The sequence below is a fragment of the Micromonospora sp. NPDC049201 genome, assembly GCF_055586805.1.
This window is the reverse complement of record NZ_JBVJHM010000001.1, coordinates 183,289-202,695: the sequence shown is the minus strand read 5'-3', so window position 1 is coordinate 202,695 and position 19,407 is coordinate 183,289. Positions and strand designations below refer to the sequence as shown.

Annotated in this window: 17 protein-coding genes; 5 read left to right on the top strand and 12 right to left on the bottom strand. The window is 72.0% G+C overall.

Annotated elements, in window-relative coordinates; translation table 11 throughout:
• Position 1: 1 nt before the first annotated feature.
• The 10 genes from ACZ6O5_RS00705 to ACZ6O5_RS00660 are packed head-to-tail and all read right to left on the bottom strand — an operon-like array spanning position 2 to position 11,406.
• A complete protein-coding gene (locus tag ACZ6O5_RS00705) occupies positions 2-1,243 on the bottom strand; it encodes an MFS transporter (protein ID WP_465973769.1) in 1,242 nt (413 codons plus the stop codon).
• Entirely contained in the window at positions 1,240-3,003 is a 1,764-nt protein-coding gene (locus ACZ6O5_RS00700) for a carbamoyltransferase family protein (RefSeq protein WP_465973767.1), read from the bottom strand. Before ACZ6O5_RS00700 ends, ACZ6O5_RS00705 begins: the two co-directional genes overlap by 4 nt.
• Before the next feature lie 37 nt (positions 3,004-3,040).
• Positions 3,041-4,399, bottom strand: coding sequence for an ATP-grasp domain-containing protein (locus ACZ6O5_RS00695; protein ID WP_465973765.1), 1,359 nt, complete (start codon positions 4,397-4,399; stop codon positions 3,041-3,043).
• A complete protein-coding gene (locus ACZ6O5_RS00690) occupies positions 4,387-4,632 on the bottom strand; it encodes a hypothetical protein (protein WP_107155089.1) in 246 nt (81 codons plus the stop codon). Before ACZ6O5_RS00690 ends, ACZ6O5_RS00695 begins: the two co-directional genes overlap by 13 nt.
• A gap of 11 nt (positions 4,633-4,643) precedes the next feature.
• Entirely contained in the window at positions 4,644-5,570 is a 927-nt protein-coding gene (locus ACZ6O5_RS00685) for an ornithine carbamoyltransferase (protein WP_405090020.1), read from the bottom strand.
• A complete protein-coding gene (locus tag ACZ6O5_RS00680) occupies positions 5,567-6,625 on the bottom strand; it encodes a hypothetical protein (RefSeq protein WP_465973763.1) in 1,059 nt (352 codons plus the stop codon). Before ACZ6O5_RS00680 ends, ACZ6O5_RS00685 begins: the two co-directional genes overlap by 4 nt.
• Positions 6,622-7,542: a diiron oxygenase gene (locus ACZ6O5_RS00675; RefSeq protein WP_465973761.1), complete on the bottom strand. Its 921-nt coding sequence runs from the start codon at positions 7,540-7,542 to the stop codon at positions 6,622-6,624. Before ACZ6O5_RS00675 ends, ACZ6O5_RS00680 begins: the two co-directional genes overlap by 4 nt.
• Positions 7,539-8,549 (bottom strand): pyridoxal-phosphate dependent enzyme, encoded by a 1,011-nt coding sequence (locus tag ACZ6O5_RS00670; protein ID WP_465973759.1) that lies wholly within the window; start codon positions 8,547-8,549, stop codon positions 7,539-7,541. Before ACZ6O5_RS00670 ends, ACZ6O5_RS00675 begins: the two co-directional genes overlap by 4 nt.
• Positions 8,550-8,553: 4 nt before the next feature.
• Positions 8,554-9,957, bottom strand: a complete 1,404-nt coding sequence (locus ACZ6O5_RS00665) for an amino acid permease (RefSeq protein ID WP_465973757.1) — start codon at positions 9,955-9,957, stop codon at positions 8,554-8,556.
• A 3-nt stretch (positions 9,958-9,960) separates the two neighbouring features.
• The gene (locus ACZ6O5_RS00660) at positions 9,961-11,406 is read right to left on the bottom strand and encodes a coproporphyrinogen-III oxidase family protein (RefSeq protein WP_465973755.1); all 1,446 of its coding nucleotides are present in this window, start codon (positions 11,404-11,406) and stop codon (positions 9,961-9,963) included.
• A 474-nt stretch (positions 11,407-11,880) separates the two neighbouring features.
• Here ACZ6O5_RS00660 and ACZ6O5_RS00655 point away from each other — a divergent pair, with 474 nt between their 5' ends.
• On the top strand, positions 11,881-12,372 hold the full coding sequence (locus ACZ6O5_RS00655; protein WP_465973753.1) for a YbaK/EbsC family protein: 492 nt from the start codon (positions 11,881-11,883) through the stop codon (positions 12,370-12,372).
• Between the two features lie 3 nt (positions 12,373-12,375).
• On the opposite strand, the gene ACZ6O5_RS00650 is transcribed toward ACZ6O5_RS00655, so the two are convergent.
• On the bottom strand, positions 12,376-13,590 hold the full coding sequence (locus ACZ6O5_RS00650; RefSeq protein ID WP_465973752.1) for an MFS transporter: 1,215 nt from the start codon (positions 13,588-13,590) through the stop codon (positions 12,376-12,378).
• Positions 13,587-14,564 (bottom strand): GNAT family N-acetyltransferase, encoded by a 978-nt coding sequence (locus ACZ6O5_RS00645; RefSeq protein ID WP_465973750.1) that lies wholly within the window; start codon positions 14,562-14,564, stop codon positions 13,587-13,589. The genes ACZ6O5_RS00650 and ACZ6O5_RS00645 overlap by 4 nt, the downstream gene beginning before the upstream one ends.
• Before the next feature lie 482 nt (positions 14,565-15,046).
• On the opposite strand from ACZ6O5_RS00645, the gene ACZ6O5_RS00640 reads away from it, so the two are divergent.
• Genes ACZ6O5_RS00640 through ACZ6O5_RS00625 form a run of 4 tightly spaced genes read left to right on the top strand, consistent with a single transcriptional unit; the run spans position 15,047 to position 19,397 of the window.
• On the top strand, positions 15,047-16,063 hold the full coding sequence (locus ACZ6O5_RS00640; protein ID WP_465973748.1) for a hypothetical protein: 1,017 nt from the start codon (positions 15,047-15,049) through the stop codon (positions 16,061-16,063).
• Complete coding sequence (locus ACZ6O5_RS00635) at positions 16,060-16,668, top strand: anthranilate synthase component II (RefSeq protein ID WP_465973746.1); 609 nt, start codon at positions 16,060-16,062, stop codon at positions 16,666-16,668. Before ACZ6O5_RS00640 ends, ACZ6O5_RS00635 begins: the two co-directional genes overlap by 4 nt.
• A complete protein-coding gene (locus ACZ6O5_RS00630; protein WP_405090032.1) occupies positions 16,661-18,067 on the top strand; it encodes a coproporphyrinogen-III oxidase family protein in 1,407 nt (468 codons plus the stop codon). The genes ACZ6O5_RS00635 and ACZ6O5_RS00630 overlap by 8 nt, the downstream gene beginning before the upstream one ends.
• Positions 18,068-18,074: 7 nt before the next feature.
• The gene (locus ACZ6O5_RS00625; protein WP_465973744.1) at positions 18,075-19,397 is read left to right on the top strand and encodes a chorismate-binding protein; all 1,323 of its coding nucleotides are present in this window, start codon (positions 18,075-18,077) and stop codon (positions 19,395-19,397) included.
• Positions 19,398-19,407 lie beyond the last annotated feature (10 nt).

Here is a 19,407-nt window from a genome sequence, read left to right as displayed (position 1 = left end):
CTCACTGATCCGCGCCTCGACGGCGGAGCCCGACGTGCGACTGGACCAGGTACGTCACGCCGGCCAGGAGGGAGAGCACGCCGGAGAGGACGACGGCCCCCCGGTAGCGGCCGGCGGACATCAGGGTCCCGTAGGCGAGGGAGGCCGCGGCGCTGCCGGCGAAGATGCCCATCCGCTGGACCCCGTTGACGAACGCGCGGGTGCCCTGCGCGGCCCGGCTGTTGGCGAGGTTGTCGAGGACCGGCATCTGGGCGTAGTGCGCCCCCTGGCGCAGCAGGTACCAGAGCACGAAGAGGCTGGCCGTGCCGGCGGTGGCGCTCAGGATCTGCAGGAACAGGGCCGCGATCATGGCGAAGCCGGCCACCCGGAGGGCGCCGCCGCGCTTCATCAGCGGGAACAGGACGAAGATGCCCAGGACGCTGGCCAGGCGGTCCGCGACCAGGAGCCAGCCCAGCGACTCGGTGGCCAGGTGCAGGTAGTTGACGGCCACCAGGTTGATGAAGCGGATGGCGAGGACCCCGGCGCCGCCGACGAGGACGGCGAGGACGAACAGGCCGGCGAGGTGACCGGCGTTGGCGCGCAGGGCCGGCAGCACCGGGGGGCGGGGCTCGCCGGGCACGACGGCCGGCGCGGCGTCGCGGCGCCACATCGCGATGCGGGCCACGCCGATCAGCACCGCCAGGACGGCGGAACACAGCAGGTCGAAGCGGTACCAGCCGGCGGTCTCCGCGCCGACGCGGGCGAGCAGCACGCCGGCCACGTTGCCGACCGCGGAGGCGGTCAGGAAGGCGACGAAGCCGGTGCGGAACAGCGCGAAGCGTTCCTGCTCGTCGTGGATGGCCGAGGCGAGCACGGCGTTGACGCTGACCAGCATCAGGGCCGAGCAGACGCTGTTGAGGCCGAACAGCAGCAGGTGGGCGGAGAGGCTGTCGACGAACGGGATCGCCAGCATCGTGCCGGCGAAGCCGAAGCTGCTGAGCAGCATCATCGGCTCCAGGCCGAGCCGGTCGGTGAAGGCGCTCAGCGGCAGCACGATCACCGCCATCACGGTGAAGCCGACCGAGAAGACCTGCCCCGCGCCGGCCGGCGGGATGCCCACCTGCCCCAGGAACAGGGCGTAGTACATGTCGAACAGACTGGTCGCCAGGCCGAAGAAGACCTGGCTGAGCACGAAGCCGGTGCGGACCCGCCGCAGGTGGTGCTCGCGGCGGGTCACGGAACCGGTGTCCGGAAGCAGAGTCACCGAGCAGAGTCTCCCGTCAGCGGGGTGCGCGCCGGGTGCGACGCGCCGAGCTCTCGCCCGGCCTTGGACACCAGGATGCCGTCGAGGTAGAGGTGGTCGAGTTCGGTGCGGACGAAGGTGCAGAGCGCGTGCAGCGGTGTCTCGACGATCGGCTCCCCGGCGTCGTTGTACGACGTGTTCAGCACGATCGGCACCCCGGTCAGCTCGTGGAAGGCGGAGATCACCGCGTGGTAGGCCGGGTTGTCGTCCGCCGAGACCGTCTGCAGGCGGGCGGTGCCGTCGACGTGCGTGATGCTGGGGACGCTCTCCCGGCGGGCCGCGACGACCTGCGGGACGAGCAGCATGAAGTTGCTGTCGCCGGTGAAGTCGAACCACTCCCCCGCGTGCTCGGCGAGCGCGGACGGGGCGTACGGGCGGAACGGCTCCCGGTGCTTGACCACGTTGTTCAGGTAGTCGCGCATCGCGGGGTGCCGGGGGTCCGCCAGCATGCTGCGGTTGCCCAGCGCGCGCGGGCCGATCTCGGAACCGCCGTTGAACCACCCCACCACCCGGTGCGCGGCGAGCAGCTCGGCGACGTCCCGGGGGCCGGCCTCCCGCGAGGTCAGCTCGACCCCGGTGTGGTCGGCGACCCGGCGCACCGCGTCCAGCACCTCGTCCCGGGAGTACGCCCGGCCGAACGACGCCGTCCGCATCACCGCGGGACGCCGGTTGCCGAGCAGCTCGACGCTGCCGTAGAGGGCCGCGCCGATCGCGACGCCCGAGTCGCCGGCCGCCGGCGGGATGAAGAGGTCACGGAACGGCGACTCGGTGCGTACCCGCTCGTTGGCGACCGAGTTGAGCATGACGCCACCGGCCATGCAGAGGTTGTCCGAACCGGTCAGCTCGTGCGCCACACCGGCGAGGTGCAGCATCGCCCGCTCCAGCTCGGCCTGCACGTGGTGGGCGACGTCCTCCGCGAACGGCGACTGCCAGCGCAGCGGGTCGGCCGGGTCGTAGTCGGCGCCCTCCTCGGCGAGCAGCCGTTGCCAGATGTCCTCGAGATCCTTCTGGGCGGAGCGGATGTCGAACCCGTCCAACGTCAGCCAGTGCCCCCAGTCGGGACGCGGCCGACCGTAGGGCGCCAGCCCCATGGTCTTGCCCGCCTCGGGGTAGCCGCCGCAGCCGAACACCCCGAAGTCGGGGGTGCCGTACCGGGTGACGAAGCCCAGCCGGGCGGTGAAGAAGTCGTAGAACAGGCCGAGGCTCAGGTCGGAGTAGTCGGCCGGGTAGCGGCAGGCGGTCACCGGCGCCAACCGGTCGCCGTCGCCCCGGAAGAGGGTGTGCTTCTCGATGGTGCCGTCCGGGAACCGGGCGCCGGCCTGGTCCACGACGAGCACGGCCGCCTCGTCGTACCCCGACGGGTGGTAGGCGACGGCGGCGTGGGCGCGGTGGTGGCCGGGCAGCGGCAGCGCGCGGACCTTGCTCTTGTCCTTGATGGGCAGCTCGCGCAGGATGCGGTGGACGGCGCCGTCGCCGAGGGGTCGGTTGCCGACCACGAGGTCCACGTCGTCGATCCCGGCGCCGACCGCGTCGAGGCAGTAGGCGATCGCCTTCATCGGCAGGGTCTTGGTGATGCGTTCGAAGTGGCCCTGCACGAGGAAGCCCTCGGAGTGCTTGATGCGGTCCAGGCGCTCCTCCTCGACGGCGACGGCGATCTCGCCGTCGCGAACCAGGCAGGCGGAGCGGTCGTGGCTGAGGTTCAGACCGAGCACGAGAGACATCGGACTCCATTTCCTAAGTCGGAGCGGTGCGGGCTGGTCAGGGCGTCGTGCGGCAGCGGTCCATCGCCTCGGCGAGGCCGTCGAGGATGCGGACCGCGTCGTCGCGCAGCGTCAGCGGGTCGGTGGTCCGCAGGAAGAGCAGGCCGGCATAGCCCAGCACGCCGGTGTTCGGGTGGTAGCGGGGCATCGGGCTGCCCGGCTCCTGGGACTGGCCGCGCACCAGCTCGACGCTGGTGGCGGGCGACACGAGCGACGACCAGTCGACCCGGTCGGGGTCGAACGGCGGCAGGACGGGCCAGGGCTTGCCCGCCGAGTCGGACGCGATGACCGAGAGGGACGCGGCGGCGCAGGTGGCGTCCGAGGGCAGGAGCAGCCGCCCCGGCAGCTCGGGCCGGTCGCCGAGCGCGGCGGCGTGCTGGAGGGCGACGAGGTCGACGCCGTAGACCTCGAGCAGCTCCCGGGTGACCGCGGCACCGCCGGCGCGGGCCGCCGACTCCAGCAACCGCACCGTGCCGTCGGCCATCAGTTTGAACTCGGTGTGGGTGGCGCAGGTGTCCAGGTCCAACGCGTCGACGGCGCGGCGGGCGACGTCCGCGACGCGCTGTTGCAGCTCCGGCGCCAGCACGCACGGCGCCTGGTTGCTCAGCTCCACGTACACCGGGATCGTGGGCAGCCGCGCGGTGATCGCCAGGGGGTGGTAGGTGCCGCCGGTCACCAGCCCTTCGACGCTGAGGTAGTCGCCGAAGCCCGGCTCGGTGTACCAGCCGTCGGTGCTCGACTCGATGACCTCCTCGGCCAGGAACCTGGGTCCGCTGGAGCTGCCGTGCTCGTACATGCCCGATCTCCTCGCGGCGTCGACGGCCGCCGCGAGTTCCCGCCACACCGGTTCGACGTCGTCGCCCGGCTGGATCGTGGCCTGCCCGATCGAGCCGGCGCCCAGCACCGACTTGACGATCACCGGACCGGCCAGCTCGGCGCAGGCCGCGGTCAGGTCGTCGAGCGAGTCGACCGGGCGGAACGCCGGGTTCGGCACCCCGGCCGCCGCCCAGGCGCGGCGCATGAGCAGCTTGTTGCGGGAGGTCGCCGCGCCCGGACCGGGCCCGGGCAGGCCGAGCCGCCGGCAGGCCGCCGCGGTGGGCACCACGCAGTACTCGGAGAAGGTGAGCACGGCGTCGGCGCGGACGGCCGTGGCGTGCGCGACGATCTCGTCGGCCAGCGGGGCGTCCGGCCGGGCGTGGTGGAGCCGGCGGCACAGCCGGAACAGGAGTTCGCGTTGCCAGGGCTGGGGCTCGCCGACCAGCAGCACGTCGACGATGGCCCGGCTGGTCAGCCTCGGCAGCAGGTACTCCAGCGCCGGGCCGCCCTTGCCGTACACCAGCAGGGTCACTGGTTGCATGCGTCATCGCTCCTGTTCGCGGGGGCCGACCGGGAGAAGCCGGTCGGCGTCTGCCAGAGATGGGTACGCAGGGACGTCCGCATGGCCCGCAGTTGTCCGTCGATGGTGTGCAGGTCCTCGCGGCTGGGGCGCCGCGGCGCCGGCCCGAGCAGGGGCAGCAGCACCTCCACCGCTTCCAGCAGGCACAGCACCGCGTCCCGCTCGGCGGTGACCGGCCCGGCGTGCACCGCCACCGTCAGGCGGCTCAGGTGCCCCAGCAGGTCTGCAGGACCGCCGTCGCGCTGTCCAGTTTCATCCGGGCCTGCTGCCACACCAGGCTCCGCGGCGACTCGAGGACGGCCGCGGCCACCTCCTCCCCGCGGTGCGCCGGCAGGTCGTGCAGGAACACCGCCTGCGGCCAGCGGCTCAGGAAGGCCTCGTCGATGTGGAAGGGCCGGAAGGTCTGGCGCCACAGCGGGTCCTCCTTGACGGTTCCGGTGGTCTGCCACCGTGTGGTGTACACGCAGTCGGCGACGTCCGGCAGGTCGTCTCGTTCGTGGGTCTGGCGCACCCGGGCGCCGGCCACGGCGTCCTCCGCCGCCGCGGCCAGGGTCGCGGCGTCGAGGCCGTAGCCCGGCGGGGTGTAGAGGGTCAGCTCGGCACCCGGGATCCGGGCCAGCGCGTGCGCCAGCGCGGAGGCGGTGTTGTTGCCCTCGCCGACGTACACCACCCGGATGCCGTCCAGCGGGCCGAGGTGCCGTCGCAGCGTGGCCAGGTCGCACACCGCCTGGGTGGGGTGCTCCTCCCGGGCCATCGCGTTGATCAGCGGCAGGTTTCCGGCGTCGCGCATCCGGGCCAGCTCGGCGACGGTGCGGGTGCTGCGGATCACCACCCCGTCGAGCATCAGCCCGAGGATCCGCGCGGTGTCCTCGGCGGACTCGCCGGTGTTGGTCTGGAGGCTCTCCGGCCCGTAGGGCAGCACCTGCGCGCCGAGTCGGAGCGCCGCCACGCTGAACGCGGTGCGGGTCCGGGTCGAGGTGCGTTCGAAGAGCGTCGCCACCACCGCGCCGGTCAGGCTCGGCGGCACCGCGGCCGGGTCGTCGGCGACCCGGACGGCGGCGTCGACCAGGTCGGTGAGCTGCGCGGCGGTGAGGTCACGCAGGGAGATGAGGCTGCCCCGACGGCCGGTCATCCGAGGTCCACCGTCGACCCGAGACCGGCGTGGACGGCGTGGCGACGCACCGCCTCGATCAGGGCGACGTCGAGCACGCCCATCCCGAAGGGGTTCACCACGGTGAAGGAATCCGTGCGGACGAGCCGGTGCCGGCCGGTGACCAGGCCGCCGATCGTGCCGTCGATCGCCCGGCCGGTGGCCGAACCGGGGCGGGTGACCCGACCCTGCGCCATCAGCGCGCCGAGCGGGCGCCGGGGATTCTCCGCGACCAGGTCGACGTCGTCGACGTAGAGGGCGCCGGCGGCGAGCAGCGCCTCGACGGTCAGGTCGGCCAGCGACACGTTGACCACCAGGGCGCCGGCGGGTATCCACGCCGGCGGCAGGTAGCCCGCGTCGGCGGTGGTCGTGGCGATCGTCACCTGGCTGGCCGCGACGGCGGTGGCCGCCTCGGCGGCGACGCGTACGTCCAGCTCGGGGCGGAGCCGGCGCAGGCGTTCCGCGAGGCCGTGGGCGGAGGCGTCGACGTGGTCGTGGAGGGTGACCCGGGACAGTCGCGGGAGGGTCTCCAGGAGCAGGGCCGCGTGGGTGCCGCCCTGCGCGCCGCAGCCGAGCACGGTCAGGCTCTCCGCGTCCGTGTGTCCGGTGAGGTCCACGGCGAGGGCGGAGACGGCGGCGGTGCGTACGGCGCTGACGATCCCGACCTCCACGACGGCCATTATCCGGGCGGTCTCCGGGTCGAAGCAGAGTCCCACGCCGCCGGCGCGTTCCAGTCCCGCCTCCGGATTGGAGACGCTGGCGTTGATGATCTTCATGCCGTAGGCGCCCGGCACCGCGCCGGGCATCCCGATGGACCGGGTGTACGCGCCGCGGCTGTTGTCCCAGCGCAGGTACGCCTCGCCGGGCAGCACGCACCGTCCCGCGTCGTGGTCGGCGAGGGTACGCCGGACCAGCGCCACCACGTCCAGCGCGTCGAGGCAGCGCAGGACGTCCGCGCGGGACAGCACCGCGACACTGCCCGGCCCGCGGAGCCCGGGCAGCCCGGCCGTGAACCATCGGTCGACGGAGGTGGTCACAGAAGTCCCTCCTCGTGGAAGGCGTCGAGCCCCTCGGGCAGGTCGAGGACCCCGCAGGAGCGGAACAGTCGGACGGACTGGACGGCCTGGTCGCGCGTGGTCCGACGCACCGACTCCGGTGGGTAGACGTCGCGGACCACGTCCTCGACCTGCGTGGGGGTGAGCCCGGCGGCGGCGAGGTTGGCCCGGGCGGGCCGCAGGTCCGGCCGCAGGCTGTGGCCGATCAGCCGGGGCAGACAGCGTGCGGTCTCCCGGCGGGCGGCCGGGTCGAGCCCGGACCACACCTCGCGGAACAGGTGCGCGAAGAAGACGTGGTGCCTCCCCTCGTCCCGGGCGTGGTCGCGGACCGTCTCGCGGACCAGCCCGACCACGTCCGGGTCGTTCGGCAGCTCCGCCAGCAGCGTCGTCACCAACGTCTCGAAGACGACGACCTGGAGCAGTTGCGGCAGCGTCCCACGGTGCGGCATCGCGCCGGAGGAGATGTCGTCGAGGCGGTTCAGGAACGGGGTGAAGTCGTACGGCAGCGCCTCGACCCGGCTCGCGGACTCCAACTGCCGCACCACGTCGAACGAGTAGAGCGCGTGGTACGCCTCGTCACAGTAGATCTTGAACGCGTCGAGCCGGACGTCCCGGCGCAACGGCGCGTCCACCCGGCCGTTCGCGAGCATCTCCGCGGCCCGGTTGACCACCCTCGTCTCGAAGTGGGCGGTGAACGCGAAGTAGTGGTAGGCGTGTCGGGCCACCAGCGCGGTCCGGGCCTCGTCGGCCAGGCCGGCCAGCAGCTCGTGGTCGAGGTAGGGGATCAACCTGGCCGGGAAGAGCACCTTGCCGCCGTCCGTCTCGTCGGCCAGCACCCGGCGCGGATCCACCCGCACGCCCGCCCGGTCGAACCAGTCCCGCAGCGGATCGGCGTTCATGCGGTGCTCCATTCCACCGGACCGCGCACGACAGCCGGCGGGTCCGTCCGGAACCCGTGCGCCGCCCGCCAGTGCGGGGAGTACACCGTGTCCAGGTAGTTGCCGGCGCCGTCGGCGCAGACGCAGACGACGTCGGTCAGCCGGTCCCGCTCGATCAGCCGCAGGGCCGCCGCGACCAGCGCGCCCGAGCTGGCGCCCACCCCGATGCCGGTCTGCTCCAACAGCCAGACGGCGGCGGCGACCGCCTCGGCGGGACGGACCCGTTCGACCGGTCCGTCGGCCGCCGAGACGAAGCCGGAGCACTTGCTGGAGCCGATCCCGGACAACAGTCGCGGACCGTCGGTGTGCCCCACCGCGTGCGAGCCCGGCACGTCGACCCCGACGACCGTCCACTTCGCGGCGCGGGCGGCGTAGCTGCGCAGGCCGGACAGCGTGCCGCCGGTGGAGACGGCGGCCAGGACGACGGTGTCGGCGGGAACCTGCCGGGCCAGCTCCGGCGCGGTGCCCCACTCGTGCGCGGCCGGGTTGGCGGGATTCTCGTACTGGTTGGTCCAGCACAGGGTGGGCCGCTCGGCGAGCATCCGGTCGACCATCGCGAGGCGGCTGAGCAGGTAGCCGCCCCGACCGTCCTCGTCGGTGGCCACCACCACCGAGGCGCCGAAGCGCCGCATCTCGCGCACCGCGTAGGCCGGGGTGCGCGGGTCCACGACCGCCGTGAACGGCACGTGCGCGGCGGACGACAGCGCGGCCAGGGCCACCCCGAGGTTGCCCGAGGTGGACTCGATGATGCCGGTGGCCGGGTCGACCTGGCCGGCCACGGAACCGAACAGGGCGACGGCGGTGCGGTCCTTGATGGATCCGCACGGGTTGAACGACTCGAGTTTGAGCCGCAGCGTCCCCTCCCGGCCGCCGGCCGTGACCGGCACGGAGACCACGGGGGTGTCGCCCACCAGGAGCGGGATCAGTCCGGCCCGTGGGGTCGGGACGGCGAGGTCGGGACCGGTCATCGGGTCACCGTGCCCCGACGGGCTCGGGGGCGTCCGGATCCGGCGTCCCGGCCGCCCGACGGCGCCGGGCGTGGACCGCGTACGCCACCGGAACCGCCACCAGCAGCGGCACCCCGCTGAGCATCGGCAGGCCGAACGTGTCGCTGAACGCCATGGACCCGAGCACCGCGGCCAGCACGACCATGGCCAGCACCACGGCCACGGCCAGTCCGCGGTCCGCGGGACGTTCCGCGCGCCGGTAGGCGAGGTAGGTGGCGAGGATGAGGATCCAGGTCAGCAGCGCGCCCGACAGCGAGAACCCGATCAGCGCCAGGAACGCCCGCTCGGGGGCGACCGCCGCGAGCAGGGCCGCCAGCAGCAGCCCGGCCCCGGAGACCAGCAGCGCGGGCAGCGGCACGCCGCGCCCGTCGACCCGGCCGAACAGCCGTGGCGCCTGGCCGCTGCCGGCCAGTCCGTGCAGCGTGCGGCTGGCGACGTAGACGTTGGTGTTCATGGCGGACAGCGCCGCGGTCAGCACCACCGCGTTCATCACGTGCACCGCGGCCGGGACCCCGGCGATGTCGAACAGCCGGACGAACGGGCTGGCGTCCACCGAACCACCGGCCGCCGCCTCGTTCCAGGGCACGAGCGAGACGACGACCGCGGTGCCGAGGACGTAGAACAGCAGCAGCCGCAGCACCACACCGCGGGTGGCGGCAACCAGGTCCCGGCTGCCGGCGCGCGCCTCGCCGGCGGCCACGGCGAGCGCCTCGGTGCCCATGTAGCTGAAGGTCACCAGCACCATGGCGAGCCAGATGCCGCCCACGCCGTGCGGCGCGAACCCGCCGTGGTCGGTCCAGGCCGACAGGCCGGTCGCCGACCGGCCGCCGAGACCGACGAAGATGGCGACGGCCCCCAGGCCGACGAAGACCACGATCGTGATCACCTTGATCATCGCGAGCCAGTACTCGAACTCGCCGAACACGCCGACGGTGAACGAGTTGACCACCAGCACCAGCGTCGCGAAGAGCACCGCGGGCACCCACAGCGGCAGCCCCGGCCACCACAGTTTCAGGTAGATGCCGACCGCCAGCGCCTCGCTGCCGATGTTGACGACCCCGGCGATCCAGTACCACCAGCGCTGCGCGAACGCGGGGCCCGGGCCCAGGTAGCGCTCGGCCAGGCCGCCGAACCCGCCCGCGTCGGGATGCGCGGCGATCATGCGGGTGAGCGCGTACGCGAGGGTCACCGCGACGGCGCCCCCGATGGCGTAGGCGACGGTGACCGCCGGGCCGGCGGTGGAGATCGCCTGACCCGAGCCGAGGAAGAGGCCGGTGCCGATCGCGCCGCCGAGGCCGATCATCCTCAACTGACGCCCGGAGAGCTCCCGCCGCAGCGATGCGCCACCGGAGGTCGACTGTGCGGTCATGGCCTAGTGCTCGACAGTCGGCAGCAGGGGGCGACGGCCGGCGGTGGTCACGCCGGCGCCGACCGGGTCACGTTCCAGCGGCGAGAAGTCGTACCTGTCGAGCGGATCCCGCTTGAGGTCGACGATCCGCGAGTTGGCGTCCTGGATCCGGGCCAGGACCTGCGGGCTCACCAGACGCAACGCAATGCTGTCGGCGACCGGTACGCCCTTGTCGGTCAGCCGGATGGCGTCGTCGTCGATCCGGATCAGGTCGTGCTCCCGGTACGGCGCCAACTCGGCGGCGAAGTGCTCGGCGGGGTCGACGCCGTAGCGGCTGCGGAAGTCGTCGCGCCCGACGCCACGCGAGCGCAGGTTGAACATGACCGCCCGGCGCATCCGCTCGTCGGTCGACAGGTGCACGCCGTGCCAGACCGAGGGGCGACCCGCCTCGACCCGCTGCATGTAGCCGTCCATGGTGCAGTCGTTGTAGTACTGCGTGTTCCCGACGTAGCCGAACCCGGAGACGCCGAACGGCAGCAGGTTGGTGTCCTCGATCGAGTCGTACTTGTTCTCCTGCTGGCGGGAGTGGGTGGCCGCCTTCGAGTAGTAGAAGAGCGGACCGCGCCGGAAGCCGAGCCGCCGGGTCAACGCCTCGGTCATGAAGTGCATGCGCAGCCGCTGCCGCAGGTCGGGGAAGATCCCCGGCTCGTTGCGGTAGTGCGCCGAGATCGGGTCGGCCTGCTTGAACATCAGCGGGAAGATGTTGAACTTGTCGACGCCGTACCCGATCAGGCTGGTCAGTGTGGTGTACCAGTTCTCCTCGGTCTGGTACGGCAGCCCGAAGATCAGGTCGACCGAGTGGTTGTCCAGGCCCCGCTCGTGCAGCAGGTCGAGCAGCCGGTAGACGTGGGACGCCTCATGCCCGCGGTTGAGCTTGCGCAGCACCCGGTCGTCCATGGACTGCACGCCGAAGACCCACCGGTTCACCCCGGCGTCGCGCAGCGCGTCGAGCCGGTCGGTGTAGTCGGGGGCGTCGATGACCGACGGGTGCAGCTCGAAGGTGATCTCGGCGGTGCCCGGGACGTCGATGTGCTGCCGCAACCGGGCGAAGAGCGCCGTGATCTGCGCGGCGGACAGGTAGGAGGGGGTGCCGCCGCCGAAGTAGACCGTCTCCGCGGTGACCCGGTGCGGGAGCATGTCGGTCACGATCTCGAGCTCGCGGTGCAGCGCGGCGAGGTACCGGGTCACCCGGGGCGAGTCCGGCCGGATCTCCTTGGCGAAGTGGCAGAACGTGCAGCGCTGTTCGCAGAACGGCAGGTGCAGATAGATGTTCGCGTTCCGGGTCAGACCGGCGAAGGTCTCGGCCGGGGTGATCTCCCCCATTGCCTTGAGCGGCGGGTAGGTGCCGACCAGATAATAGTTTTCGATCGGTTGCAGAATGCCGATGTCGGCCAACTGGTCGATCGGCATCGCGGCCAGGCTGCGCTGTGCTTCCGCGCGGATTTCCGAAAAGGGGGGAAAGGGTGGGGACATGGGTAGGCCCTCCTGTTGTCCCGGGCGGGCGGAACGGCATGGGTGGCGGCTTCGGTCATGCGGTGGCCGCCACCGCGGTGTGGTGGCCGTACCTGCGAAAGAGCAGGAAGAAGCTGTCGCCGCGGCGACAGCACAGGGCGACGTCAACAGGTTGACAGATAACTCAGGTCTGCCGAATGGCGTGGCTCATGCGCGAGAACTCCCCGTGTCAGCGCTGCGTCGAGTTACCGCGAAGACCTCGCGGCTCACTCTGGTGGCCGGGAAATAGTTAACCCCCGCCCCTCGGGCGGTGTCAACGGAACTTCCATGATCCTTTGTCGGCATTGCCTCGCGCTACTGACACTTCCCCATCGAACATACAAGTCGGACATTGTCCGGATACTCTTGCACCGGACCGGTAGTGTCGGCGACATGACACATTCCCGCGATGCGGTACCGACGCCGATGCGCATTCTCGACCGGGCCGGGGCAACCTATGCGGTGGCCACGCATCGGGCCATCCGCACCAGCGACGACGTGGCGACGTTGCTCGACTTCCCGGTGACCCGATCGGTGAAGACCCTGGCCTTCCAGGGCCCCCCGGACACCGTGGTGCTGGCGGTGCTGCCCGGGCCGGCCCGGCTCGACTACCGAGGGCTCGCGGAAGCCGTCGGCACCTCACGGTCGCGGCTGCGCCCCGCCGACCCGGCCGTGCTCGACGTGCTCGACATGGAGCCGGGCGGCGCCAGCCCGCTCACCGACGCCGACGGCGTGATCACCGTCTTCGACGTCGCGGTCGCGGGCATGGGCCCCGTCTACTGCGGCAGCGGCCGCAACGACCGCACCCTCCAGGTCGACGGTCGCGACCTGCTCCGGCTCGCCCGCAACCCCCGGGAGGCGCCCATCACCCGCGCCGCGGACTGACGCTCACCCGGGCCGGGCGAGGGCTGTCCGCCGGGCCATCGCGCCACGCAGCGCGAAGGCCGCGGCAGCCGCCGCGAGGCCGGCCACGGCGCAGGCCACCCAGAGCGTCGTCGGCCCGGCCGCCGCCAGCACCGTGGTGCCGGTGAGCGGCCCGACCAGGCTGGAAGCGCCGTACGCCATGCCGAACAGACCGCTGTAGCGCCCCTCCGACCCCGGCGGGGCGAGTTCGGTCACCAGGGTCGGCCCGACCGTGGCCACGCCGATCTCCCCGATCGTCCAGATCAGCACCGCCAACGCGTAGCCGGGCACGTTGCGCGCGGCGGCCAGCAGCCCGAAGCCCACTCCCGTGACGGCCAGGCTGCCGGCGTAGACGGTCGGTCGCGGCCAGTCGGCCAGCCGGCCGGCGAGCAGCGGCTGGAGCACCAGGATCACGATCGGGTTCACCGCGATGACCAGCCCGTACGCGGTGGACGGCAGCCCCTGGTCGAGCATGGTCAGCGGCATCGTCACGTACGCCTGCACGAGCAGCACCGCGAACACCAGGAAGGTGCCTGTCACCGCCCACAACAGGGCGTCGGAGCCCGGGCTCCCCGCGCCGCCCCGGCCGCCGTCGTGGGCGCCCCGCCGCCGGTCGGGCGGCAGGAGTCGCGCCGCGACCAGCGCGAAGATCACGCAGCTCGCGGCGTCGACGGCGAACAGCAGCACGAAGCCGCGCGCCGCCATCAGACCGCCGGCCAGCCCGGCCACCGCGCTGCCCAGGTTGACCGCCCAGAAGATCAGGCCGAAGGCGCGCGCCCGGTGCTCGCCGGGGACCGTGACGACGACGAGCGCGGCGAGGGCCGGCCGGTAGAGGTCCACGGTGAGGCCGTAGAGCACCACGGCGCCGACCAGCACCGGCAGGGTGCCGGCCCAGGGGATCAGCATCGCCGTCACCGCGGTGGCCAGCAGGCCCGCGACGAGCGTGCGCCGCCCGCCCCAGCGGTCCGTCAGCCAGCCACCGAGCGGCTGGGACACCACGGCCCCGGCGCCGAAGCTCGCCAGCACCAGGCCGACCGTGCCGGGCGACAGGCGCCACTGACCCGACAGGTACAGCGCGAGGAACGGTTGGATCAGGTAACCGAGCCGGTTCACCAGGCTGCCCGTCCAGAGCACCCAGAAGGCACGCGGCAGCCGGCGCCGCCCGGTGGCGGAGCCGCTCTCCTCGACCAGGTCCGTCATCGCCGCACGGTCACCCGGTCACCGCCGGTGGACTCGAGTTCGCCGATCACCCGGTCGAAGAAGTCGCGCAGCTTGGCGCGCATCGGCGCGAACCCGGCCGGATCGGCGCCGGACACCCCGCGGATGTGGTTGGCCAACAGGTGGTAGGTGTTCGCGCCGACGTCGAGCTTCTTGACCTCGTTGCCGCGGCCGAGGCTGAAGACGCCGATGCCCTGGCCCGCGCCCCACCGGAAGATCTCGTAGAACGCCGCGCGGTAGACGTTCTGACCGGGCGTCACCAGGGCGGGGTCGATGCCCTGGGCGAGGATGGTCAGCTCGGTGCCGGTCGGGTCGAGGAAGCAGAGCACGGCCTGGACGGTCGCGCCGTCGGCCCGCGACTGCCGCAGGAAGAGCCGCGTGCGGTCGCGCAGCGGCGAGTCCAGGACCAGTTCGAGGGCGGTGGACGACAGGTGGTTGAAGCGGTGTCCGTACTTCGCCAGGTTGAGCGCGTGCAACCGGTCGAAGTCCTTGAGCGCCGCCGGGTCGGCCGCCGCCCCGGCGCCGTCGAGGACGCGGTGGTCGTACTCGGCGTCCGCGCGGCGCACCAACCGGCGCAGGTCCCGGTAGCGGGAGTTGCCCAGTTGGGCCCGCAGGTCGTCGTCGACGCCGGCGCGCACCCGGTACTGGGCCTCCATGAACCAGGGCAGATCGAGGAAGCCGTCGCGGGCGAGCGCCGTGGTGTCGGCGGTGGTGCGGATCTGCGGGTAGAGCAACCAGTCCGCGCCGGCCTGCCGGGCACGGTCCCGATCGATCCTCCGACGCTCGGCACCGGGTGCCGGGATGTGCATCTCGTAGAAGTGTCCGGCCGGCACGAAGGCCGTGCCGGAATTGCAGTCGTCGTCCTGCATTCCGACATCGGCGGTGACGGCCCACCAGTGGATTATCTTGTGCAGCGGCACCGCCGGCTCGGCGACGCCGTACATTCTGCAGAACATTTCCTGGAAAGCCGACCCGGCCGTTTCCCACATGGTCAGAGAACCCTTTCTCCGTACACTTTCCACGGAGCCCCCGCCGCGCGCTCCGCGCCCATGATGTCAAACCGCCCTCCGGTCCGCGCACCCCGCACAGTCGGTGTTTCATCCACTTCTGCGGCTTTTTGGCTCACCGGTTGGGGTTTGCCGATCACGCTGGTGGACCTTCCCGGGCCACGACTTCGAGCGTGCTGAACTGGCGAAACCGCCGCCGCATAGATCAACGACTAACTGCCGACCGACTGTCGGGTGGACGCCGCTGCCGTCGCGTGTCAGGATGGGCGAGCCGTCGCGGCGTTGACCGGAGTGGGACACGACGACGTTCCCCACGGTTTCGCAGAGCCAGATTACTCGTTCTGGCGGCCAGCCCTGCCGCCGAACGCGACAGTCACCACGGGGAGGGCGTCATCGTCATTCGACGTGTCCGCGGAATCCGGTACGACGAGGTGCAGGCCTACCAGCCGGCGGCCCGGGATGTCATCACGCAGGCCGAGGTCGACGCCGCCGTCGAACACATCACGAGGGAGCCGGGCGCCGAGTGCCTGCGCGTCGTGGTCTTCGGCGCCGCCGAGCTGGCGCCCGAGGGCGAACGGTCGCTGCGGGCCCTGACCGCCGGCCCCCAGTACCCGGCCACCGGCCGGCCCGGCATCGAGGTCACCGCGATCGTTCCGCTGCCCGGTGCGGACGTGGAGGTGGTCGCGCTCGACGCCGGCACCCGCCTGGTCCGCACCCACGAGGACGGGGCCGAGGTCCGACGGCTGGTGCACGTCGCCGCGCCCGGTCGCGACGGGTCCACCTTCGAGCAGGCGCTGGCGGCGCTGCGCGGGCTGGAGGAGGCGCTGTCGCGGGCCGGCATGGCTCCCGACCACATCGACCGGACCTGGTATTTCCTCGCCGACATCGAGGAGACCTACGACGACCTGAACAAGGCCCGGGACGCCACGTTCGACAGGTGGAAACTCACCACCTACCCGGCGAGCACCGGCATCGGCGCCGGGCTGCCCCCCGGCCAGGCGGTGGCCGTGATGGCCGAGGCGGTCGCGCGGGACGGCGTGGCGGCGGCGACGCCGTTCGGCACCGACCTGCAGTGCGCGCCCTACGACTACGGTCCACGCTTCGTGCGCGCCAACCGGTCGCGTCGCAACGGTTGCCAGGTGGTGCACGTCTCCGGGATCTCCAGCATCGACAAGCAGGGCGTCTCCCTGCCGCAGCACGACGTGCGGGCCGCCGTGGACTACGCGATGGCCAGCTTCACCGACCTGCTGGCCGGTGCCGACCTGTCCCCCGCAGACCTGGTGAGCTGCTACGTCTACTGCAAGGACGCGGAGGCGCGGAGCGCCTTCGAGGCACACTGCTCGGACGCCGGCCTCACCCTGCCGCACCTGTCGAACACCGTGGACGTCTGCCGCCCGGAACTGCGCTTCGAGATCGAGGGCCGGGCCGTGCGGCGGGAACCGACATGAGCCCCCGCGTCGTCGTGCTGGACAACTTCGACTCGTTCACCCACAACCTGGTGCAGTACCTGGCGGTCGCCGGCGCGCGACCGACGGTCCTGCGCAACACCGCGGAGCTCACCGAGATCGCCGCGCGGCGCCCCACCCATCTGGTGCTGTCGCCCGGTCCGGGCTCCGTCGAGAATCCCGGTTCCTACGGCGTCTGTCTCGCCGCCCTCGCCCACTACACCGGTCGGATCCCGGTGCTGGGCGTCTGTCTCGGGCACCAGGCCATCGGCCGGTTCTACGGGGCGCGTACCACGCGACTCGCGACCGTGCGGCACGGCCACGTGTCAACGATCCGGCTGCGCCGAACCAGCCGGCTCTTCGCCGGGGTGTCCAGTGGCTTCCCCGCCATGCGCTACCACAGCCTGGCGATCGCCCCGGCCACCCTGCCGGCCGACCTGAGGCTCGTCGCCAGCGCCGACGACGACGAGTGCGTGATGGCCGTCGAGCACGCCAGGCAGCCGGTGTACGGCGTCCAGTTCCATCCGGAGTCGATCGGCACGCCGGCCGGGCAACTGATCATCGAGAACTTCCTGTCCGTGACAGGTTCGAGGAGCGACCGTGGCTGAGGAATTCATCTTCGATCTGACAGACGCCGGCCGGTCGGAGGTCGTCGACCAGCTCATCGAGGCCGCCGAACACATCCCGGGGCTGGTGTTCACCTATCCGCCGATCTCCCTCTGGGAGCCGCGGGACGCCACCGCCTCGGACCCGGACACGCTCTGGGCCGGCAGCGACACGTTCTCGCACAACCTCTACATCCACATTCCGTTCTGTCGCCAGAAGTGCAGCTTCTGCTACTACAGCGTGGCGGTCGTGCAGAACGACACCCAGGTCATCTGGGACTACCTGCACTGCCTCGAGAAGGAGGCGCTTCAGTACCTGCCGATGATGCGGACCAAGAAGATCGAGACGGTGTTCATCGGGGGCGGCACGCCCAGCCGGCTCAACCCCGAGCAGATCGACTTCCTCTTCGAGCGGGTCATCCGACGCTTCGACCTGTCCGAGTGCCGCGAGATCACCTACGAGTGCTCGCCGGACTCGGCCACCGAGGACCGCATCGCGACCATGGCGGCCAACGGGACGAACCGGCTCTCCATGGGGGTGCAGTCGCTCGACCCGGAGATCCTGCGCAAGTCGCGCCGCGCCGACACCCCGTCCAGTGTGGTGCGCACCTACTACCACATGGCCGACAGCGGGGTGCCCAACGTCAACATCGACCTCATCGCCGGCATCGAGCGCGAGGCGTTCGACAACATGCAGCGGACCATGGACGCCGTCACCGCGCTGGAGCCGATGCCCACCCAGATCACCCTCTTCACGCTCTCGGTGCGCAAGGGCGCGATCAACGACACCACGCTGCGCGAGGAGGACCACGCCAAGCTCTTCCGGCGCAGTCTCGCCCTGTTCCGGTACGCCAAGCGCCGGATGACGGCGAACGGCTACTGGCAGTACTCCCGCAACCTCTTCCCGCGCGACAACTGGATCTTCCACTACCAGGACAACCACTGGGGCAACAACGGCTACGTCCTCGGGCTCGGCGCCAGCTCCTACAGCCACTCGCACGGCTACACGTACGGCAACGCGTTCACCTTCCGCGAGTACATGCGCCGGATACAGGCGGGCGGGTCGGCGGTGGAGAAGGCCTTCCCGCTCTCGGAGGACGAGTCACTGCGCCGGCACCTGGTGCTGGCGATGAAGCACCGCGAGCTGGACGTCGCGCGGTTCAACTCGTTCTATCCGGCGGGCTCCGAGCCGCTTCGGCAGTTCCGACCGGTCTTCGACGCGCTCGCCGCGCTGGGCATCGTCACGGTGGAGGACGGGCGGATCGCGTACACGGAGGACTATGCCGACCTCAGCGACCGCTACACCCGGTTGTTCTACTCCAGCGGCGTCAGCGAGGCGGTCCGGCGCGGCGTCGGGCAGCTCACCGGCGCCGGCAGCAACGCCTTCAACTTCACGCTCTAGGGCGTCGATGTCGGCGCCCACGTCCACCGCCACCACCGTCCGCGTCTCCTTCGCCGGTGACCCGCACGATCTCGTCGAGCCGCTGACGGAGCGGTTCGGATCGCTGTTCTGCTACCGCCTGCCCGGACGGGAGCGGCGCACCCTGTTCGCGTCGCTGTCGGACGTGTGGCGGGTCACGGCCGACGGGATCGAGCGGGACGGCGAACGCTTCGACGGCGACGTCGCCGCCCTGCTCGACCAGCTGCTGGCCGAGGCGCGGCGCGGCCCGGGCCCCGACGTCGCGTTCGCGTTCTCCTACGACCTGTCGCTGCGGCTGCGGGCCGAGGCCGGCATCCCGGGCGGCCCGCCACCGGCCACGGCCCCCGGGCGGCTGCTCGGCTTCGCCGGGCCGCTGCGGCGCGCGGTGGTCCACGACCCGGCCACCGGCACCCTGAGCTGCGCCGCGGAGGACCGGGCGGACGTGGCGGCGGCCTGCGCCCGGGCCACCGCCCGGACCGCGCCGCCGCTCACCGCGCCGCTGACCGAGGTCGTCGTCGACATCGACCCGGTCCGGTACGCGGGGCAGCTCGCCCGGGCCCGCGACCACCTGCTGGCCGGCGACGTCTACCAGGTCGTGCTCTCGGTGCCGGTCCGGGTACGCCCCCGCACCTCGCTGCCGCGCTACTACGCCGACGTGGCCGCCCGGTACGCGACGGCCGACTACTCCTACTGGTTCGACCTGGCCGGGACCACGGTGTTCGGCAACTGTTCCCTGCCGCACGTGCTGGCGCGCGACGGCCGGGTGAGCAGCCGGGTCTTCGCCGGCACCCAGCCGGCCGCGCGGACCGACCGGGAGCGACAGGATCGGGGCGCGCTGCTGCGCGGCGACCCGAAGTACTTCGCCGAGCACATCATGCTCGTCGACCTCGAACGCAACGACCTCGGCTCGTACTGCGAGCCGGGCACCGTGGTGGTCGACCGGTTGTGCGAACCGTTGGTGATCGGACCCACCACGTATCTGGCCAGCGACGTCTCCGGCCGGTACGACCCGGCGCGCGGGCTCGGCCCGGTCCTGCTGGCCAGTTTCCCGCGCGGGGTCGTGGTCGGCGCGCCCAAGCTGCGCGCCCAGGAGGTGCTGGCCGAGATCGAGGGCGAGCCGCGCGGGTTCTTCGCCGGCGCGGTGGGGCTCTACGACGCGGCCGGCGACGCGTTGACCTCCAACATGATCGTCACCTGCGCCGAGCAGGACGGGCCGGACGTCCTGCTGCGCTGCGGCGGCGGCGTGGTGGCCGGCTCGGAGGTCGCGCAGGAGCTGGCGGAGTTGGAACTCAAGCTGCGGTATCTGCGATAGCGGGGTGAGT